The sequence below is a fragment of the Acerihabitans sp. TG2 genome (assembly GCF_035013185.1).
In the GTDB taxonomy this organism is placed as follows: Bacteria; Pseudomonadota; Gammaproteobacteria; order Enterobacterales; family Enterobacteriaceae; genus Acerihabitans.
Genome location: NZ_JAYGJO010000026.1, coordinates 59,434 through 80,213, shown reverse-complemented (window position 1 = coordinate 80,213; position 20,780 = coordinate 59,434). Strand labels below are relative to the sequence as shown.

The window sequence follows — 20,780 nt, the reverse complement described above, 5'->3', positions numbered from 1 at the left end:
CTCCTGCTGTGTCATTACGGGCGCAACATTATCTACGCAACCAGTCAAAACCACTGCAATTACCCAACATGAAATTAGTCGCACAGTAATATCTCCTAAATGATAAACAAAATACGCAGGACAACTAAAAAACTTACCAGTGACCCGTATCAGGGGTTCGAGGGCCAATGAAAAGGTTTCATACGCTAAGGAATTATTTGACGATAATTCAATTAGTTGCAATTTGTTCAAGTTAATCATCGCCTGATTTAAACTGCATTTTTATGCAATTACTTCACCAATAAATGAATTTTTACTGCGTAATATACGCTTAACGTGGGTTTTCGCTCCATTGGCCTGAAACCCCGTCAAACCACTTTAATAACACCTTCAGCCCTCAACCACTGGTATATAAGCTGAGTCATTTGATACAATGAAATCAACATGAATGATGTAGCTATAAAAGGCATTAATGTTGGTATTATTAATATATATTTGTTATTGGAAAACCCAAGAGTAAACTGAAGTATTGAAGAAACTATACAGCAAATTATAGATATAACCAATGCAGTAGTTATAACAACTAAAGGCTTATACAACTCTTTCTTTGATATGTCATCGCCTAAATTAAGTTTGTTAAACTTTATATATATATTTTTATAATCGGCAGAGTCAAACATTTTCTCTTTCAAGTTTATCACAACAAAAGTTAACAAAGACAAAAGAAATGATGATATGCCAAGGTAAGCCGAAAAAACATACCCTCGCATATATTTTTGATATGCATCAATAAGATTATCTACACCACAATTTACATTCACACCTATATATATTGCTAGGCAATAGATCAGCCCACCAAATAAAAAACCTATTAGTACATTCCTCGATATCATGTTAGCACCTCACTAGCTCTTAGTTAGCCTATGTGACAGGACAATTTTTTTCCTGCCTTTGTAAACATCACTACTAAGAAACGCGCTCAATTTCATACCATTCAGCAGAGTTAGATAGTCATCATGGTCTAAAGTTTCAATACTATTAGCTTTATCTATAACTCCAACAGTTTCTCCATCTGAAGCACTAGATGTTCTTCCTTTGAAACTAACATTTCCCGCTTGAGCATTTACCAGTGTATTTAAGTAGTCAGCCAAATCTACCTTTGCATTTTTTGCTTTAATAGAAAGTTTATTTGTTCGCATAGTCACTCTAATGCTCTTAGTCTTATTATATACAGATGAGTTCAAAAAACGTGTAGCGGCCACGGAATTATAAAATGTAGCATTTATTTCATCAACGAAAGAATATTTGGAAATCTTATCCATAAGGGTTGCATCATCCACTATTCTTTCTATAGCTATTTTTTCATCTCTTTTTTTATTCCCAAGTGTTTTTTTTATGGAAAGATTATAAAATCCTCTGAACTTACTTTCAAACATACTAAGATGCATAGACCCTTCATTGTGAACATAAACCCCATGCAAGTTTTTTTTATTTATTATTAGCATGTTTGCCTCACTAATACTATTTTTACCGGTGCCATGCATACTCAGGGTAAAGTCCTGCTTTATTTGACTTGCAGAAACATAAGACTTAGAACTTTTAATAGTTAAAATTACACAAGAGAAAACATCTTTATCTTCGTAAAATCTGAAAAATACATTTTTATCTAAAGTTAAATAGTCCATTCCAGTGGTCTGAGTTTTCGCATTACTATCAAGGAATGTAGATGCTCCAAACCTTCCACTAGTACAAACAATTTTTACAGGCGTGCAGTAAACTTTCATAGTTAATCTCTAAAATAAAACAAAAAAAACAACAAGTTATATGTTTACTTTAAAAAACAAAAACAATCACTATCGAAAGTATAACTTTTACAGTTAGAACAGCAAGTTATAAAGCGTAGTCATCAACAAATTGAAAAATCACAAAGAAATACTTTAAGGTCAAACTTTCTATAAATAGGGGTTCGAGGGCTAATGGAAAGGTTTCATACGCTAAGGAATTATTTGACGATAATTCAATTAGTTGCAATTTTTTCAAGTTGATCATCGACTGATTTAAACTGCATTTTTATGCAATTACTTCACCAATAAATGAATTTTTACTGCGTGATATACGCTTAACGTGGGCTTTCGCTCCATTGGCCCTCAAACCCCTACCAGCCAGCCAGTATCAGAGTAGCTATCAACACTTTGGATTTTGGCTTCGTTTGTTGTAATGAGATGGCAAACCCTCAATATAACCGTTCACAAATTATACCAAGCGAGAGCCCCTAGTGCCAGCAGAACTGGACAGAATCACCGGAATGTCTAACGGGTGCCAACATTACGCCAGGCGATAGTGATCTGCCCGGCGAACATCCAGGCCACGCCCGGGCGCACGGGTGATATTGTTCAAATAAACTGGGGCGGTAGCAGCTGCGAAACGGGCTGGCCAACGCGTTAACTCGCGTGCCGGCGTTTGGATGAATTGCTGTTTTACAATTAGTTAGCTATCGTTTGATTTTGGTTTTATGCGCATCGCGCATGCCGGCGACAACCGTTGCTATAAAGAACCTTGAGGGTAAGGGTCGCCAGTGACGCGGCGCAGCCGCCCTGCATTGATAGGTTTCACCAATCCCATCCCTCGCCCTGCAAGACTAAAGCCGCTAATAGCTATGTAGAAGCCTTTTTGCGCCGTCGGAGTGGTCCCGGCAAGGCCTTGGCCGTAGTCCGGGGCGTATCTCCGCGTTGGCGCCCTTTGGGCGCCTACGGGCGTGTATTCGAATGCTGAAGCAACACCTCTTACCGCGATACTTTAGTTAGTAGTTACAACATCCACTTTAAAGCCACTCTGTTCCGGGCCTTTGGCCCGGGGCGGGGCGGCTTTTGAGGTGGGCGGGGGTGCTGAGTCGATCGGTGGTAGTTAGGTGGCCACTCAGAGTATTTAGGTACAATGAATGTTGTAACTAATTTGTTCACCTATTTATGCCCCGGACTTGTCCGGGGTGCTACTTTTGTTTTTTTGGATTTTGAGAAGTGTGCGGTGATGTTTGCGGGAGGGATTGCCCTGAGCAAAGCGAAGGGAGCTACTCTCCAGCCGCGCGAAGGCCGGCTGGAGTACTCTTTCTTTAGAAAGCTTGTTTTGTTCAGAAGTAACGTTCGAAATTAACAATATCCGAGGAAAGAGCTTCGAAGTTAATGGTCGCCTTCTTGTACTGTTACAGCATCTTCGAAATTAATGGGATACTTATTCAATTGATGGCCAGCACCGGTGAGTCGAATCACGCTGACAATGCCTACAATGACGGTTTTTGCCGAATTGCCGGCAGGGGGAATCCTGCCAGGCACCCGGAAACCGGAAAAGTGCCAGCATAAAGCCCGCGAAGGACGCAGGAATGTGTGATTGGTCAGGGTATACGGGGTCTACGTCAGCGGAACGCCGGCACGCTCAAGCAATAATCGGTAGAACTTCTCTGTGTCAGTTAGCTGCAGTTGAGAGAACTCCGCCTTCAGCGCGGTTTCCAGCATCATCTGCCTGGCCGTCGTGAGCTGGCCGCTGGCCACATATCGACGCCAGGCGGTCTCATAACGGGCTGACTTGGTACTTGGCCGTAGTTGTCGCAGTTTACGTGCCTGCTCGTCCAGCACAGCTTCCAGGTCGGACGACACACGTTGCTTTTCTTCGCGCAGTTCTGGGCTGACTACCCAACGTTTAATTTGTTTAAGTCTGTTTTTGAGGGAATGGTGGCTGTCGATGTTGATGCCTAACCTGGCCATCTTTAATTGATGACGCTCATACTTAGCGCGCAGAGACTCAGCGACACCTGAGGCTATCGCCCACTGGCGGTACTTGTGTAACGACTCCCGCACGTTCTCCACCGTCATGCCACGCGACGTGAAACATTTTTCTGTCAGGAAAATGCGGATCGGTTTGTGTTGGCCAGAATCCGTATCACGATCACGATGAACAACCACATAATCCATCTGTTCCATGACCCGGAGTGCGTTAAGTAACACGTCATACGCCTTACGACCACTTTCATACACATGCAATACGCCCATGCGCCGGGCCATATCTTCAACCGGCAACATGACTTCAAACATGTACTCGCTGTCTGGGCTGTAGTCGCAGTTCGCCGCCAGCACGAGTGATAGAGCGGTAAGCGCCTCTCGGCTCTCAGAACGCGGTGTGATACGCATCGGCTTTGGTTGGAAGGACGGATCGAACATACGTGAGTACGGCGTGTAGCCCTGCTGGCGCAGTTCAATGAGATCCGGATTGCGACACCAGTCATGGCCACGAAAACAGGCAACAACCTTTGCGGCCATGCCACGGGGTGTTTTGCCGTTGAACACCGGCTGGTGATTACGGTGTGTTTTGGGCTGCCCTTTGCGTTGGCGGTTGGATTCACCACGAAGTGAGTGACGATATGCCCTAGCATTCTCTACAGGAGAAAGAGGAATAGCATGTTCAGACACTACTCCCAGCACTTATGTTGTGCCGGGGGAGTTGATTTTTAAACCACATAAATCTATACTCCCTGCATAGAGCAACAAACTCTATACAGTTTTATTGGGCCCCGTTAATCTTCTACAGTCGCCAAACTTAGCGAAGATTATCGGGGTTTTTGCTTTTTTGGGTCTGTAAAACTGTCTCTCAGAACCCATTCCCTGCCACCTTCCGGCGTGGCCCACCAAAAAATTATCTACTCGATCAGCAATCTAACACTCATTAACTGAAGTATCAAGAAGGTAAGCCCATCAAGGCAAATTCCTTTCACGCGCTTCGCGTTCGATTAACTGCTCAAGGACTTCAGCCTGCGTTAATCCGTCTTGTTCGCACATACTCATAAGTAATTCTTTGAGTTGAGGTTCAATGAAAACCTTCACTTCTTTATGAGTTGCTCTTTTTCGTGCAACAGACATTCGCTGCTTATCTGCGTCACTAAGCGCGTTGCCTTTCCTATAAGGGCGCTTCATTTTCGATGAGGAAGTAACTGCATTAGCGGATTGTGACATTTTACCTCCCCAAAGATCTGAAAATGATCGTTTGGCAAAGCGTACTACAGTTTGCGTAACTCGGCAGCATAAATAGCATTTTTGCATTCTCGTTGGCGCGAGATGACACACAAAAATGCCTAATAGGCGTAAAATCCCGATCATTACTGCTTGGCTTTGTCTATCGCCTGTTGCATAACGGCAGCAGTGACGACGCCTGGGATCACTGTTGTATTTTCAACTGTGGCATTCTCTGCCGGCATAACAATAATTCCCGGAGTTCCCGTCAATCCAAGCAGATCCGCTAACGTGTCATTACCCTCAATCAGACTGTCTGACTGTGTGCGTTTGTTCACGTTTTCCGGTCCTGAGCCTGTCTCGGTAGCCACCTTTTCAATATCGCCGGCAGTGAGTTTTCCCTCATTATGGCCAGTGCGGTAAATGCCATTGTGGTAGGCCATGTATGCATCTGCGCCCTTCTGTCGCCAAATATCCAGCCCGCGATGCGACGCTTGGGTGGACTCCGGATATCTTCCCGCAAAGATAGTCCAGTCACGGAATGCGAAGCGCACTGCCGGATTATTGGCTATGACCTGTTCCATGGCGGGCGCCATCATGCTGCAGGCAATACATTCGTAGTCAAAAAACTCAGTCACAATGACTTTCGAGTCTGCCGCGCCCTTAACTGGCACCCCATCCAACTGCATCAGTAATCGGTGTTGATGCAGTGCCGCCAATGTCAGCGCTCGTGCCGTCATGGTAGCCTGACGCACCTGAAGTTTTTTGCTGACTTCGATCAGTACTTCCGGGTGTGCCACCAGGTAATCTGATGCAATTTCTCCTATGCGGGCCTGCTGGGCGGGGGTGAATTCTGCGCTTTGAGCAGCAATTACGTTCATCGAGACAGAAGAAAAGCTCGAGGCAAGTAAAAGCGCCGCCGCTTTAAAACGGTTGTTCATGGTGTTATCTCTGGATACCGGTGGTTGCCGGCGAGTGAATAGACACGTAGCCGGCAGGGAGCCGGACTGCGAGATTAACGTTCTTTCTGGATGTGTTTAATGTGCCCTGGCGTCGATTCCAGGTGATCGATTTGACGTTCGGCGCGCTGTTGCTCTGCTAGAACGTCGTTTGTCAGGTGTTTTTCATCACGCGGAATCGTAGCCAACTCACTGGCAAGACGTATTTCTTCGAGCCCCTTATCTTCCATACCAGGCGTCCTATCAGGAATAATACGAACATCAGCCAAGCCAGTGTCGCGGCTCAGTTGGTTCTCAGCGCGGAGAAGGAGCATGTCATCGCTGATCTTCTCACCCTGTTTCACATCCTGATTTTCCTCGATGCCGGGTTGCTCACCGTCAGTGCCAGGCAGAAGCTGGTTCGCTAACCTCTCCTCTTCATTATTTTTGCTGTGTACCGACTTGTCCTCTGCCAGTGTGTCGGACACCTCTGGAAGCCGTTGAGTATCTTCGATGAGCGAACGAACCTGAGCATCCGACAGTTCTGAGGTAGCAGGCAGGGCATCCGTCATGATAATGTTTTCTGGCTGTTTTTCCTCTTCTTGCAATGCCACGCTGACCGTACCTTCAGGCAGTGGCGCTTTTCCTCCTGTTATTTTCATCAGCTGTGTTGACGGTTCGACGACTCCCGTCATTATGATGACACCGGACTTGGGATTTTCCCGGGCCGCCGTCAAAGCCTGCGGCAGGTCTCTCAGGATGAGAGTTTCCCCATTGCGGCTCTTCTGCAGTATTGCCGCCTGCGCACCCTCCGTGAGTAACTGCCGCACCTGCCCGGTTTGAATTTGCCCCATGTCGGACTGAAGGGGGATAAGCGTCAGGCCTGCCGCTTTTCCATTCCTGTCGTATACCGGCAACGCCAGATGCGGCGCAGGATATTTCCTGGTCGACGGGATGACGCGCGCGTTTATCGGGTTGTCTTTGAGTCCCTGTTCACGGAGAAACGCGCGACCGATAGCTGTTTTTGACGCTGGCTGCCCCATCGCCCAGATGCTTCTGGCCTGCTCACGTTCGGATTCTGGTTTCAGCGCATCATGCGCCGTCGCCGGCCCGTCATCTTTCTGCCGCAGTGTGGCAATCCAAGCCTTCAGTCCGTCCGTATAAATCTGGACGTGTTCTCTTGCCCTGGAGGCGTTGATGTAGAAAGCCCGCATGCCGCTCATTCTTTCGCGCGCTCCTTCTGTACCTTCCAGCGCAATCATATAGTCCGAACTGGCTCCCTCAGCACCATAGCCCGTCACCGCCCAGGCATAATCAATATGCTGGTCGGCACGGTTTTTCCCAGGCTCAACAACTTTCTGGCCGTCTTGGTTCTTCAAGACGATCTCACCATTGTTTCCCAAGGTTTCCACCCGGTACTGCACATGCGCGGCGTGCCCGGCCTGTTTCTGCGTCTTGCTCATGCGTACGCTGTCACCTTCACGCAGTTCAATTTTTCTGTGCTCGAAGACTTCAATTTCCGTGACGTTAAGCTCCGCTGGCGAATAGTACTGCATACGCCGGTTCTCATCGTGCAGAAGTACTCGCCCGGTCGCCCGGTCTACTCCCGTCACGTTTAGGTAGCGATCGTTTGCCAGCACAACCTGCCCGGCTTTCCAGTCCTCAATACGGTTGAAATCGTGCCGGCCGCCGGTAATACGATCCAGCACCGGGATCGTGATGGCCTTATCACCCAGTTCTTTGGTTTTCACCATCGCCGTGTGAATTCCGTCGTTAATGGCCCGCCGGTCCTCATGCAGCTGAACCACTATCATGGTCTGTTCACGGGCTACAGGTGTGCGGCTCATGTAGTCCTGGACTATCGCCTCAACCGGCGATGTTGTCTCAACCACCGAACCCGACGGAGGAGCCAGTCCTTCCAGCCGTGATACGACCTCAGGTGACACTCGCTCAATTTGCTCCAACGCTGCCCCGGCTTTGTTCTCAATGACGCTGTAGACTGCAGACTTTAGGTCGTCGTTGCGCTGGCGTACGATCTCCTTCATCACCGCCACATCGATGGAGCTGCGTTCCTGCATCAGTTGAAACGGTGCGCCACTCTCTGGCGATTGCAGCTGCGCGACGTCACCCACCGGCACCGCGCGCCCGTTGCCTTCCGTAATGGCCCGGTAGGCCGCTGCGGTATCCTGGTTGCCGAGCATTGAGGATTCATCAATGAGAAACAGTGTATTGCCATAGCGCACCTCCTCGCCCGCCGCTGTGCGCTGCTGCCAGTCCACCACGAACGACTTGAGCGTCTGCGCCTCGATACCGGTATCGCGCATCTCCTTTACGGCGCGGTGCGTCGGTGCCAGTCCGACAATCAACGGACGCTCAACTTCCGGCAGGGTATCAATGGCCGTTTTCACCGCTTTGAACTGGGTAGTTTTACCGACACCCGCATAGCCCTGTACGGCGGTAAAACGATCAAGACTTTGCAGGATCAGCGTGGTGGCGGCCTTCTGACCTGCAGTCAGGCCATTCAGAAGTACGGGGTCGACATGCGCCATCAGTGGTTTTTGGGTGTTCTTGCCACTGTCTATCTCCCTGATAATGGCCTTTTCCATCTCCCAGGTCGCGCGGGCAACAAAACCGCCCCTGGCCTTGAGCGAAATGAGGTCACCAGCTTTCACCTGCCGCGCCACTTCTTCACGCAGTGCGCCCAGGTTATTCAGGAACCCGCCAGCTTGTTCCAGCAGTTTCACTTCGGAAAATGCCACGTCTCGCATCTGTGCTACAGCGCGAGTGACAGCCTTTTGCGCGTCGGTCAGAAGCGCAGAGTTCAACTCGGTCAGCGCCTCGCTGGTATCCTCCTTCCCGCTGACCTGCCGGACCAGAGCAAGGGGTGAACGGGTCCCTCGCATGCGCCCCAGTTTTTCTTCCGCCCGGTTTTGCGCCTCACCGGTAAAAATCTCCGCTTCGTGACCAGATTGTGCCAGCGCGTTCATCATATTGCCGGACAGGTCGCGGGCGTTAAGGCTCGCCAGAACCACGCCTCGCTCATTGTCACGGCTACCCGGGGCGCTCACGTAGCCATGAGTCAAGTAGAGCGGTCGGTCTGTCGCCACGCGTAAAGGCTTTTGCTGCCCTTCACGCTGCACCGTCAACTCTCCGTTCCCGATCGCCGTCACCGTTAGCCGGTCGCGGGCTTTCAGACCATTGGTCTTATCTGCGGCCAGTGCAAACAACTGCTCACCCTGTACCACGCTCAGTTGCTCGCGGGTAAACAGACGCCAATCCCCGCTCAGGTCACTGAGTTTCACGCGGCTCAGCACGCCATCACCGTCGATAAGTGACAGCATGCGAGTTTCCTCGTAAACGCGCTCTATCACGTAATGCCGCGTATCATTTTTTTCTGTACGATCTTCCAATACCATGCCATCGCGATACGTTGCAGGAAGGCGACGCTCTTTCACGCTGGCATACACAGGGGTGCGGGCTTCCACCATAATGCCCTCGCGGCCAAGCTTGCCGGCATTCTGCATCGCGTCACGAATAACGCCCGTGAGTTGCTGCTGTTCGCGCGCGCCGACCACCGCTGCGGTGACAGGTGTCTCAGGGGAACTCAGGTCTGCATAACGCTCCGCCAATGCACGATAGCGGTCACGCTTATCGCTAATGCTAATAATGCGCGCCTCAAGCCCGGGAGCTGGTTCGGTAAGACTGTGCCGATTCACTCCGGCTGACGCCAGCACTGACAGCGAGTTAGCATTGGACTGTCGCCCTGCGCTGTCCAGAAAAATGAGTTGCGCCTCCTTCTCCTTTGCCTCGCCAGTCAGTACCAGCACTTCTTTAAGCCCGAGGCGCTCAGCACCCTCCACGACCAGCGTACTGTGCGGCGAAAGAGTGAACTCCTTATCCAGCACGCGACTTCGAAGAAGAATGTCATCTTTTAGCAAAGCGGATTTTCCGAGGCTCATGCCGCGTTCCGCGGAGCTAGCCAGCACCTTTACTTCACGCCCGTGCTCACGTGACATCGTCACCAGTTCTTCAGTAACCTCGCGCAGCCGGCTGATAGAGGCGGGCGCGTTCAGGATGGCCGCCGGCGCGAACTCCACCGATTTGAGTCTATCGGGTGTCTCGTTGTCTGGGATCCGAAAGCTCACCACCTTACCTTCCTTTATCCTGTCAGCCGCTAGTGCCTGAACGGAAAGTTCATCCAACAGGTGAATATGAGAGGTAAAAACCCCCTTATCACCATCAAGCGGTGCCAACAGATTTTGGCTAATGGCCCGGTCAATGGCAGTACGGAGATCTGGAATGGATTGCTGTGCCTCTCCCACTTCATGTGCCGTCATTAGCAGATCGCCATAGGTGAAACGCGTCCGGTTGTCGCTCAGCACCGAGATAGCGGTACGCACTGCCTGCATAGCGTCAGGCGGGAGCAGGCGTTCTGGCTGATGGTTCGGATGCCATGCGCGCTCCTGTGCGTCATCCATCACTTCACGAATATTAAAATTCAGGTCGGCCATCTTCTGTTGCCATCTGGCCTGCAGACGGTTCCGTCCAGCCTCTGTCTCGGGTTTAGCAATAGGCGGCTGCATAGGGCTTCCTTTTCCATCTCCTTTTTCCGCTTGTTTCGGCTCTACGCTACCACTATCCTCTGAACGCTCCTGCTCCGGTTCATCTGGTTCCATCGACGAGGATTGAGCCGGGGAAGTCTGAGTAATGCCTTGATGCTCATCTGAACGTGAGCGTTCCGATGGTAAAACCAGGCCGTTTTGGACTGTAGTCGGTGGTTTCTCAGCAGAAAATTGAGTGAGCCCACCGTCAGCAGGGGGTTCATTGAGTCCGTAGCGGCTGATGTCTACTTTTTTCTGACGAGTATCAAGCGCTGCCACGTCGCGGCTTTTTAGTGAAGACTCATTCCCGACCTGGCTGTGGATCTCACGGTGTCGTGAGGAAAATTCCTCCAGCACCTCTTCCGGGAAGCCCTTAATCTCCCAAAGTTCATGCTTTCCGCCCGTAGGTTCCGTCTCGTACCCAAGCACTTCAACCTTCCCTTTTAGGGCATTCCGGTAAATTTTGCCGAAACTGACCTGGTGGCGGTATATCGTCTCAATGAAACCAGCCCCATGAATATAATCGGTAGCAAGCGCCTTCCATTTTCCGTCTTGCTCCGTCACGTTCGCGACAACGGCATGTGTGTGGATCTGTGGATCGAGGTTTCGCGAGGTATCATGTGTAAAAACCCCCGCCACCATCTTTGCCGTGGGCACAATGGACGTCACGCCCTCTTTCGTATCCCGTGCAGAGATCATCTGCTCCATAACAGCCAGTGTTTCTCTTACTGCCTCATGGTGTGCCTGCAGCAGGCGTTTGTCGCCGCCGGCAAGAATCAGCATTGACACGCTTTTAGGCGCTGAAAAGGTGAAGTCGTGGCCAGGGCGATGCACATGGTTGCCCAGCACCTCCTTTCCGAGCTCAACACCATTTGGCAAACGACCGCGTAACACATTGGTGAACATGTCGAGATCAACTTCCCCATGAAGCCCCAGTTCACGGGCACCTTCCCCCAGCCACTGGCTTTGGAGATCGTCTAGGAAATAGTAGTTATCCTTGCTGCTGTAATAGCCCGCAGCATCTGCAGCAGACGCTACGGGGGCAACGGTCATCATCGTTCAAAGCCTCCGGGTTCATGATGCTCATTCATGTTCTGATACGCTTCGTAATCGTTGTGGTGACGCAGGATGTTCTGCTCATCGTCAGCCATCGAGCGATTGGCCCGCCCGGACTCTGCCGCATGAGTCTCGTCACGGCTTTCGTGTGTCTCCTTACGCGCGCCGGCCGTGCGCAGAGTCAGTGCCCCCCGCTCATCCGTTTCGACTTCCATCTGCAGTTCAGGCGTTTCGCCCTGGGGCTCGGTACTGCTCTCGGTAGTTTCTGTGGTCTCAGTGGATTCGTCGGCATTACTGCTGTTGCGGTCTTGAATGCGACGTATACGATCCAGTGGCATCAAGCTGATACTTCGGTCCGTTCCACCGGTTACGGCACCAGGTGCAGCGGTACTGACACGGACTGGGAAAGCACGAACGTTGTTGCTCTGCACCTCATGGGCGCGGCTGGGCTCCGCATCAGGCGAAGAAGACGCTATGGGTACGTCTCTTACTTTCGGCGTTACCGGTGGGGAGGCTACCGGAACCGTCGAAGATGTGACGATTAACGGGGTTACAACCGGATCAGTCCTGTGAAATGATGGGCTGGCAAGCTTCTCTGTTTTTTCGTCGGCCTGAGTGGAAAGATTGGCTGGAACGGGAGCGACATCTGCCGGCACAGTGCCGGATGATCCTGCATGCGAACCTTCAGATAGAGGCTGAGTGGACGGTCGGCGCGACACATTTACGAAATTGTCCAGTTCGGTGTCTTCATTTTTATCTTCCAGCCCTTCGTCACCCGATGGGAAGTGGATCCCTGCGGCTGCGCCGCAGCGCTCATTGGTATGAATCAGGTCTTCCAGTTCTGGACTAAGCCGGTCGCGGAAATTTCGTTCGATGAGAGCCGGGTGATATTTTTTCTGCTGACGGTACTTGAGCGCCAGCTTGACCACGGGATATTCACCCGGTAGACGCACGTAGAAACGCAGGTTTGGCATCGACATGATTTGGTCATAATCAACTACCGGTTCGTTTACTTTGTCGCGGCTGAGCGAGATACCGTCGCGAACAGAGTCCTGCCCATAGCTGTTTTGCTCGCGTGCTTCACGACGGCGTTGGTGGCCCAGTTCGTCTTCGACGATTTTGGCCACCTCGGCACTTGGCGAACGGCCATAGGCTCGGGTGTTCAGTAGGTCAAAAATGGACTTGGCCATCTCACGCCCGTAGATATTGATAAGTTGCGGCATGTTCTGAATACCGATGACAAAGCAGCCACCGAATTTTCGCGCCTCGGCCAGCGTCTCGTTGAGTTCCGGTATTTTTTGCAGGCTGGTAAGCTCGTCGAGAATGAACCAAACGCGGCGATCGCTGTTTTCACCCATGCTTTGCAAATAAAGCGTGGCCAGTGAAAGCCACATAGAAATCAATGGACGTACAGACTTGCGATGGCGGGCAGTTGTCGAGATAAACAGCCAGCTTTTGTCGTATTTCGCTTCCGTCATCCACTCGCGGATACTGAACTCAGGTTTACCTTCCTGATCCAGTCCCTGTAAGTAGCGCAGCGCCTTGGCATAGTTAGTCAGAACGGAACGAATAGAGATCGCCGTTTTTTCTATTTTTTCTTCTACCAGGTTGGCAGAGGGTGTGTTTTTAAGAAACTCACGAAGACTTTTCAGATCCAGCGACATAAGTGTGGTGAGAAACTTTTCGATGCTGCGGTCTTTATCCGACGCAAACTGCATCGCGGTGTCACTAAAGATGGTACGCGAAGAGGACACCCAAAACGGGTCAGACTCGCCTTCCACTGGAATCAGCGAGGCCGTCAGGTTTTCATAGTCAACTACCTGCGGGCACTCACGCCACAGTACCCAGTTAGGGCAGCGCTTATCATGTGCATTCATCAACACGTCTTGACGCTCGTCAAAGTGTGTCTCGATGAAGGTGCCACCGGAGTCGTAGATAATGGCACGGTCACCGCGCCTGCGAATGTAATCGAGCAGCCAGCGAATAAGCGTCGATTTGCCAACACCGATAGTGCCGTGAATAAGGTAGTTCATCACCTCGGCGTTCTTGACCATGTACAAACCGCCTATCTGCAGGTCTGACTTTTGGCCAGCTTTTTTCAGTTGCCGATTTACACTGGCTACATCGTCGGTGAGTGTCATGCCGGAGATGTATTGGTCTTCGCTCTCTTTTTTTCCGATGCGCCCGACGTACCAGACGATGGCACAGTACAGAAGGAAAGAAGCAGTGCCGCAAACGACGGCGCAAAGCTTAATGTTCGCGACCAACTGGGCGCCCATTGCATGCATCCAAGGATCAGACAGTACTTGTGCGAGTGTCATCTTCGTGGTGCACAGCTGCAGCCCGTTGCCGCAGTGCCAGTTGATAGCCCAGGTGACTGAACTTGGCCGGTTCATTACCGTCGGGAGACCGGAGGAGAACACCCCGTACCAGTACCAAAAGCCATTGCGCAGCACATCACTCGGGGTAACCGCCCAGAATATGCCGCCCGTTGCCACAAAGAACAACAACAGGATCCAGTGGAAAATCCACTGATTGACCTGTGCAAACATGCGCAGGCGGTAGGCCGTCATCTGGCCACCCTGAGTAAGGTGTTTAGGTGTGAAACTCATGTATCAGCTCCGGCGAACGCGCAGGTATGAGCCGCCCAGAGGGGCAGCTAGGTGAAAATTACAAAAGAAATCGATGAGCCGAAAACCGGCACGAAAGAAGGGCTAAAAATTCAGGGGCGTGAAGAGTGATTCAGAGCCGAACGATAGCCCTAAACATATCTGAACCAGATACCGCGTATGCTGGCTCAGGGTTAGCAGGCGGCCTGCAGCCCGTGGTTAGTGATGTGTTTCATGATCATTTCCTTCAGTGTAAGGGAGCTATTGGGGACAACGCTCGCCACAGCCCTGACGCGGGAGTATCGCATCAGGGTGAGGAAGCGGAATATCACAGGTTGAAAAACGGGCACGGCCACACAACTGCATAATCGCGGCACATTGAGGTGTTAGGTCCAGGGAATATCAGAAAATGGCACACGGGCGTATGCCATCTGTATTTTGCAGGATAAAAAGTGTATCTCCCCTGCAGGTTGGTCACATGATCCCGGCGACGGACTTTGCCAGTTGAGCTTCCAGCACCGGTTTAGCTTCTTCAAACTTCAAGTTCACCTTGTTGGCGTTTGAGACCACACGCGTCTGGTACTTCATGCGGTTACCCGCCTCGCTGCTGGTCTGCACCTTCACGCCGGAGGTTCCTTGTCGCAGCGCCGCCACGTTATCGGTGGACACCGTGGATTTACTGCGTTCGGAAATCTGCAGATCGGTCACCATTGTAAAGTTCACGTCCTCTACCATCGCATCCGCCGCCATACCAACTATCCCGGTAGCCAGGCCTACTCCCAGGATTGCACCGCCCGAGTGGCTGTTAAACGCCGTGATCCCAGCGCCTAACGCCGCGCCGGTGGCTGCACCTTCATAGCCCGTTGACAAGAAACCCTGTGCCTGTCGCAGGTCCATTTTTTCTGCTTTCAGTACGTTCGCCTGTATCCAATAATAGGCGGCATCTGGTGAAGCGGTTACGGTATAACCTTTGGCGCGCAGGTCCTGCGCCAATAATGTCTGGAGATCGCCCATGTCTTTATCTGAGGTATTACGCACCTGCAAGAAAACGGTTTTCTCGTTCGACGGCTCCAGCCAGACTGTTTGGCTCATCTGGGTTTTGACATCGAGATTACGTTTTTTGATGGCTGTTCCCATCGCGCTGCAACCAGAAAGTACGATACATGAAGCGACCACAGCCGCCACGAGTGAATTGCGGTTTTTCAATTGCTGTTTCCTTGTCAAAAAAGTGGGCAAGAGGACCCAAAGAGATCTATTTAGATGAAATATGTGGGTTAAACCCTTCAATGAAAGTTACGGAAGGGTTATCGGCAACTGGAGATATAACTTAAATCTTTTTGATTAACTTGCTGATTTTTTCCATCATTGGTCCCATTCCAAGGCGATTAACCTCGACCGAAACCACTATATTTATGGCGAAGAGGAAAACAAAGGTTATTCCTGGAACAGCGAACGTCAATGCCGGCACGACACCCGTAAATACAGTTACTAAACAAATTAGTGAAATGAAAATTAGAATAGTTTTTTTTATCAAACCTCTTATATGTTTCATAACAAGTGATTTATTACGAATGTCACTTGGTATCGTCATATATAGTGTAAGATTCGTATAACTCATTATAAAAAATAGTAGTCCTACAACGACAGAAGCGGCTACAGGATACCAACCTTCCTCCCAGAAGAAGACGCGAAAGTTGGATAGACTGATCGCTCGTTCAGCCATTAAAGATAAATAAAAATTCACCACTCCAATAAAGCTTAAGGCGATAGAAAAACAGGGAATGACCATACTTCGCTTTGCAATTTCAACAAAAGATGGGATCAATTTATCTGAATCGCTTAGGCTGTTTACCAGCAATGATAAATCCTCATTGACACCCCTTACACTTAATTCTGACATATTCCTTCTCCTGTGTATTATCGCAGAACATCAAGATTAACGGTTCTCACGAAGCCTCTCTCAACTGCTCTCTAAGTTTTTCAAGCTTATCCTTTAGTTTTTGTGTTTGTTCGCCGTCAATCAATGGGCGTGATTGCTTAATCTCTTCTTCCGTACGCCCAATTTTATGTCCAGTTACTGCACTGCTATGTTCTCCTCTTAATATATCACTGGTTGTTTGGACAGTGGTTTTGTTTTGATCTATTTTTCCATTATTTCCGCTAATAACTCCCAAATTTTCAGATCTTCGTGCTGCAACTTGCTCCGCTATATTATTCCTAATTCCTGCACTCTCAGCATGCTCACCCACCTGGTTGGTCGCGGAATGGAAATTTTCAGTGATTGCCGCTGAAGGTTGCCCCCCCTGTACATTTATATTCCGCTCATGGTTATATAGATTTACCTCACCAGAGCCAGCCGGCCTAGTACTCCCCCCCAAAATATGATGGCTGTTTTGCAATTCACCATGCGCACTAGCTGAGGTTGTCATATGTTGTGGAAAACTGTCTGCAACCACCTGGCCACCTTCACCACGTCCATTATTGGTTGGCAAGGCAGTTGCCCCATATGGCACAGGAATAGGCGAATTAGATATCTGTCGTGGGCTACCAGCTGATCCATAATTCAATGATGTTGATGGCTCCAGTGGCTGGGTATTTGTCTGTAAAGTTCGCGCACCATAATTTTCCATAATTTCTGGTTCCAAACGTTCTTTCATAAACTCTGTTGCTGCCTCACGCGCTGACCCTACGTTGGTCAGGATACCCTGGGCATCATTACCAAATTTAGCCGAAGTCCAGTCCACAAACTCTTGATTGTAGTTTGCATCCAGGTTTGCACTTTCGTTTTGTGCCAGCGTCGCCATTCGACTGAATTCCTGGCTTTTTGTGCTGCTATCAGTGTACTGATGGTACTGACTTTTCGCATTATTCAGTGTGGCCGCATACTGTTCTACCTGAGAGTTAGACTGATTATCAGTGTGGCTACCGGACTCACTGAGCCGTGCCGAAGTCACCTTATCAAGGCCCTGACGGAAGTCTTGAACAGCCTGGCTATTTTCGTCGTGGCGGGAGTCTTTCGCTTCGGAATTGCTGTTCTGTGTACCATGTGCGCTGCCCGAGGTATGCCGCCAGCCCGCATTAAGATGACCTTCTGCACCCGCACTCACGCCGGTAGCCCATTGACCGACTTTCCCTGCCAGTTGGTCACCCGTATTAAATCTGACGTTAGCCGACGCTCCTGCTCCGGCTGACCCCTGATTGGTGATATCCATCAGTTTGTTGTAAGCATCCTGCGTGGAGATGTTGTGGGACTTACCGTAATTTTCAGCGGCTGACATCATCATGCTGGCACCGCGGGTAGCGTTAGTGGCCACACTACTGTCGCTGCCCTGTGTCATGGCTACACTGTTACCACTCTGCTTGGTCAGTTGATTCAACTGCTGGAAGCTGCTGGTCACGCTGTGGTTATAGCCATCTAGTGCAGTCTGAGCATTCTGCTGCGCCTGTCTGGACTGCTCATGGAAGCCACTACTGGCCAGGGAACTCAACCGCATGTTGACCGGCAGGTTAGAGATGGCCCCGCTGGTCTCATACACGTTGTGTCCGTCTGCCGTATTCGTACGCATCGCCCCGTTAGCCAACTGATATGACTGAGAGCCCATACGCTGGGACAGGTTGGTCTCGAATTTGTTGGCGTTCACATTGTCCATTGACATGTTGTTAAACGACCAGTTGCCATCCGCTGTGGTTGATGCCTGCCCTCCAGCAGCGAATGCCGCCGAGCTCATCACCCCACCAACCACCTGGGAAGCCACTGATGCCGCGCCCTTTGTCAAGTAAAACGACAACAACGGTATTGACATACTTAGGTAGCCCGCGATGTTGGCAACATCAGAGTGTTGCAGCGCTACGCGATCTTGGTTGGCCAGTACCAGCGCCGTAGTACCGGTTTTCGATTGCAGGTAGAAGTTGGCCAGCGAGTTTAGTATGGCGAACATCACAGGCCACATTTGGAAGTAAAGGAACCCACCCGCGTAAAGTTTGAGCGTATTGAGCCCAAAAATAGTGTGGTTGATCAGCGCGAGAGCGATCACCAAAGGAAACAGACCGATAAGAATAAGCATCATCAGTGACTGAAACATGGGTAGTGTATGGGCCGCGATAGCGCTTCCAGCAGCCCAGCTCAGTCGCTGTTTGGTGAGGGTAGACTCGGTTGCCAGATTCATCAGGTTGGCGGTATCTGACGAGCGCGCGGCGAAACCTTTCCAGCCGGCCTGGATGGCCGAGTTAGTCACGTTGTTACGCATAATTTGCGCCGCGCTCAGTCCACCGGAGTAAAAGAAGCCGTAGCTTTCGTCCATCGCGTTACTCAGAAGCGAATCCGCGTTCACTTTGTTGCCGAAAATATGAATGGCCATGTCGTGCCAGCTTACCCCCCCGACGGAGATATCACTCCCAATCAGTGTTTTAATCGTCGCGGCAGCCTGCTGGCAGGTGACAAACTCCCTGCCGTTGCTGGTCGTTTGATAAATACCGCGCAACGGGCTGGGATTATTCGTGATAAGGGTCAGTGGATCGGTACTGTTCAACAGCTGGTTAATACTGTATTTACCATTTAGCAAGATGTCACCGATCACACAGTTTTCCACGTAGTCTGGCAGCATCTGTGAAAGTTGCGGGTTCTGTGTGTGAAAATCAGACGTCTGCGCCACGATTTTCGAACCAAATAACATACCGCTCTTGGTGTAGGTCAGCGAATCGGGACGGGACAATGTGTATTCATACAATTGCGCCACCCCATAGCCCGCAGCGGTTGTCAGCCCCGCGATCATGGCCAGTCCCAATGGTACATTGTCCACCGCATACACCCCTGCCGGGTCTGTGATATCGATGATTTGTACGGAACGCTTCGGCACAAGCAGTACGGAAGTGATAATCATAAACACCGCCAGCCAGTGCATAAAAACGCGAGGATCACGGGATTTAATAAACGAAACCATGACACCCAGCACGCCGAAGAGGCTGGCAATGCGGATCAGCGTGTCAAACGTGGACGAGCCGATAATAGTGACGACGCCGTTGAAAATCTGCCGCCACATGTCACCACCATAAATGGTATATACCTCAGTCATTGCTGTTTCCCCAATGGTAGTTGCTCTGATACGAGGTCGAAATAATGGTTGATACCTGCTGTTGCAGGTACTTCATATTGCGATCAATGCCGTCGAGCGCATTTTGATCTGCCGCTGACTGCAACTTCATGTTGGCCAGCAGTGACTGGGCTTGGGCCACGTTGTTACGTAATTCACTCGCCGCCTGCTCCGGGAAATTTTTACCAGCCAGCGACTGGCTTGCCTGCTTCACCAACTCCTGCAGGTACTGGATCATTAAATCCTGCGCGATATAGTCAGCCACCTGAATCAGGTAGGTCGGACTCATCCCCATACTTTGCGAATTGGTGAGATACTTCAATACCGGCACGGAGGTGGTATTAAGAAAGCCCTTTTCCTTATCGGTCAGACCGATGTCGTCTGTCAGTTTCTGGTCCATTGATAGCATGATATTTCGCACCATCGTCACCAGTGCGTTATCGCTACTGATATTCACATTGGTCACCGTCGGCCCGAGACACAAGTCAGGCTCGTCGCAACCGTAAATTTTAGCTGTCCCCCCGCGCATCAGCACCGTGATGACATCCCGGTTGTCGACCATCGGCGTCAAGATGGTGACTTGCCCTGCATTATTGAAGATAATCGAGCCGACGATACTCATAACCAGCTCCTTCAACTGACGGTTGCCATCGAAGAGGTGGTTGCGTCCGAGTGCATCCCAGATGAGGTTCTTGTTCTTTAGCACCTGATCTTTCTGGTTATCAGAGGCACGGCCGGTGACGCTGTCACCCTGCCCCCCCACGGTACAACCCTGCCGCGACGCCGCCCAGTCAGAAAAAATGTTGTCATCACCGGCGATGTCCTGGCAGATTTTTTGGTTGGAGACCTGCGATACCGGCCAAAGACCACCAACGATACCTTGTGCCGCCTGGCATGAGCTCATGTTCATGGAGTTAACGTCGGAGGCAAGTTTCTGCAAGAAGTCCTTAGCCTGTTTGAGCTCTGGGACCATAGTCTGCAGGGCCAGGTCGAATGCATAGCCAGCGGCATTGCTCATGATTTGTTTTACGAAACGCTGCACCGCGTCGCCGTCAATGTAAGAGAACGCACCAAGATAGGCATCAATGCCGCCGCAGCCGGAGTTAAGTGAAGGCACCTGCATCGAGATGAGCTGCACCTGCTTAACCGGGTTACGCAGGTACACCGAACCACCGGTCACATAGCCTGCCGCCTGCCCCTGCCATGCCTGGGCCTTTGAGACGTTACCGTCGTAACCGAGACTGCCGAAAAATCCATTCAGGTCACCCTGAACGTCGGCAAACGCCGGAACGCTTATGCACATGACGGCCAGCGCACAAATTATTGTTCTTCGGAGCCTCATGGATGTAGGCTCCCGTTTATTAACTTACCGAGTTTCATGGGATTAACTCCGCTTTAACGGTTAAATATTGCGCATAAAAACAACGTAGAAAACATCCAGCAAGCCAATCTTCGTCGACATTGAGGCATCAACAGACAATGGCGTCGTATTGAGCCGTGTATGCGTCAG

The 20,780-nt window shown here is 50.5% G+C and carries 12 protein-coding genes; all 12 read right to left on the bottom strand.

The features are described 5' to 3' along the window. Positions 1-231, bottom strand: a 231-nt coding sequence (locus tag SJI19_RS19610; RefSeq protein ID WP_323479949.1) for a hypothetical protein, incomplete at its 3' end; no start/stop codon positions are given. A 116-nt stretch (positions 232-347) separates the two neighbouring features. Next, a complete protein-coding gene (locus SJI19_RS19605; protein WP_323479948.1) occupies positions 348-872 on the bottom strand; it encodes a hypothetical protein in 525 nt (174 codons plus the stop codon). Between the two features lie 12 nt (positions 873-884). After that, positions 885-1,763, bottom strand: coding sequence for a hypothetical protein (locus tag SJI19_RS19600; protein WP_323479947.1), 879 nt, complete (start codon positions 1,761-1,763; stop codon positions 885-887). 1,620 nt (positions 1,764-3,383) lie between these two features. Then, positions 3,384-4,439 (bottom strand): Replication protein, encoded by a 1,056-nt coding sequence (locus SJI19_RS19595; protein ID WP_323479946.1) that lies wholly within the window; start codon positions 4,437-4,439, stop codon positions 3,384-3,386. A 282-nt stretch (positions 4,440-4,721) separates the two neighbouring features. Next, positions 4,722-4,979: a replication regulatory protein RepA gene (locus tag SJI19_RS19590; protein ID WP_323479945.1), complete on the bottom strand. Its 258-nt coding sequence runs from the start codon at positions 4,977-4,979 to the stop codon at positions 4,722-4,724. Positions 4,980-5,122: 143 nt separating this feature from the next. Then, positions 5,123-5,917, bottom strand: coding sequence for a thioredoxin domain-containing protein (locus SJI19_RS19585; RefSeq protein ID WP_323479944.1), 795 nt, complete (start codon positions 5,915-5,917; stop codon positions 5,123-5,125). A 74-nt stretch (positions 5,918-5,991) separates the two neighbouring features. Further along, complete coding sequence (gene traI / locus SJI19_RS19580) at positions 5,992-11,571, bottom strand: conjugative transfer relaxase/helicase TraI (protein WP_323479943.1); 5,580 nt, start codon at positions 11,569-11,571, stop codon at positions 5,992-5,994. After that, positions 11,568-14,183 (bottom strand): type IV conjugative transfer system coupling protein TraD, encoded by a 2,616-nt coding sequence (gene traD, locus SJI19_RS19575; protein WP_323479942.1) that lies wholly within the window; start codon positions 14,181-14,183, stop codon positions 11,568-11,570. The genes traI and traD overlap by 4 nt, the downstream gene beginning before the upstream one ends. Positions 14,184-14,654: 471 nt before the next feature. Next, on the bottom strand, positions 14,655-15,386 hold the full coding sequence (gene traT, locus SJI19_RS19570) for a complement resistance protein TraT (RefSeq protein ID WP_323479941.1): 732 nt from the start codon (positions 15,384-15,386) through the stop codon (positions 14,655-14,657). Positions 15,387-15,507: 121 nt separating this feature from the next. Continuing rightward, positions 15,508-16,080 (bottom strand): hypothetical protein, encoded by a 573-nt coding sequence (locus SJI19_RS19565; RefSeq protein ID WP_323479940.1) that lies wholly within the window; start codon positions 16,078-16,080, stop codon positions 15,508-15,510. 46 nt (positions 16,081-16,126) lie between these two features. Further along, the gene (traG, locus tag SJI19_RS19560) at positions 16,127-19,252 is read right to left on the bottom strand and encodes a conjugal transfer mating-pair stabilization protein TraG (protein WP_323479939.1); all 3,126 of its coding nucleotides are present in this window, start codon (positions 19,250-19,252) and stop codon (positions 16,127-16,129) included. Next, positions 19,245-20,612: a conjugal transfer pilus assembly protein TraH gene (gene traH, locus SJI19_RS19555; protein ID WP_323479938.1), complete on the bottom strand. Its 1,368-nt coding sequence runs from the start codon at positions 20,610-20,612 to the stop codon at positions 19,245-19,247. The genes traG and traH overlap by 8 nt, the downstream gene beginning before the upstream one ends. Positions 20,613-20,780: the final 168 nt, after the last annotated feature.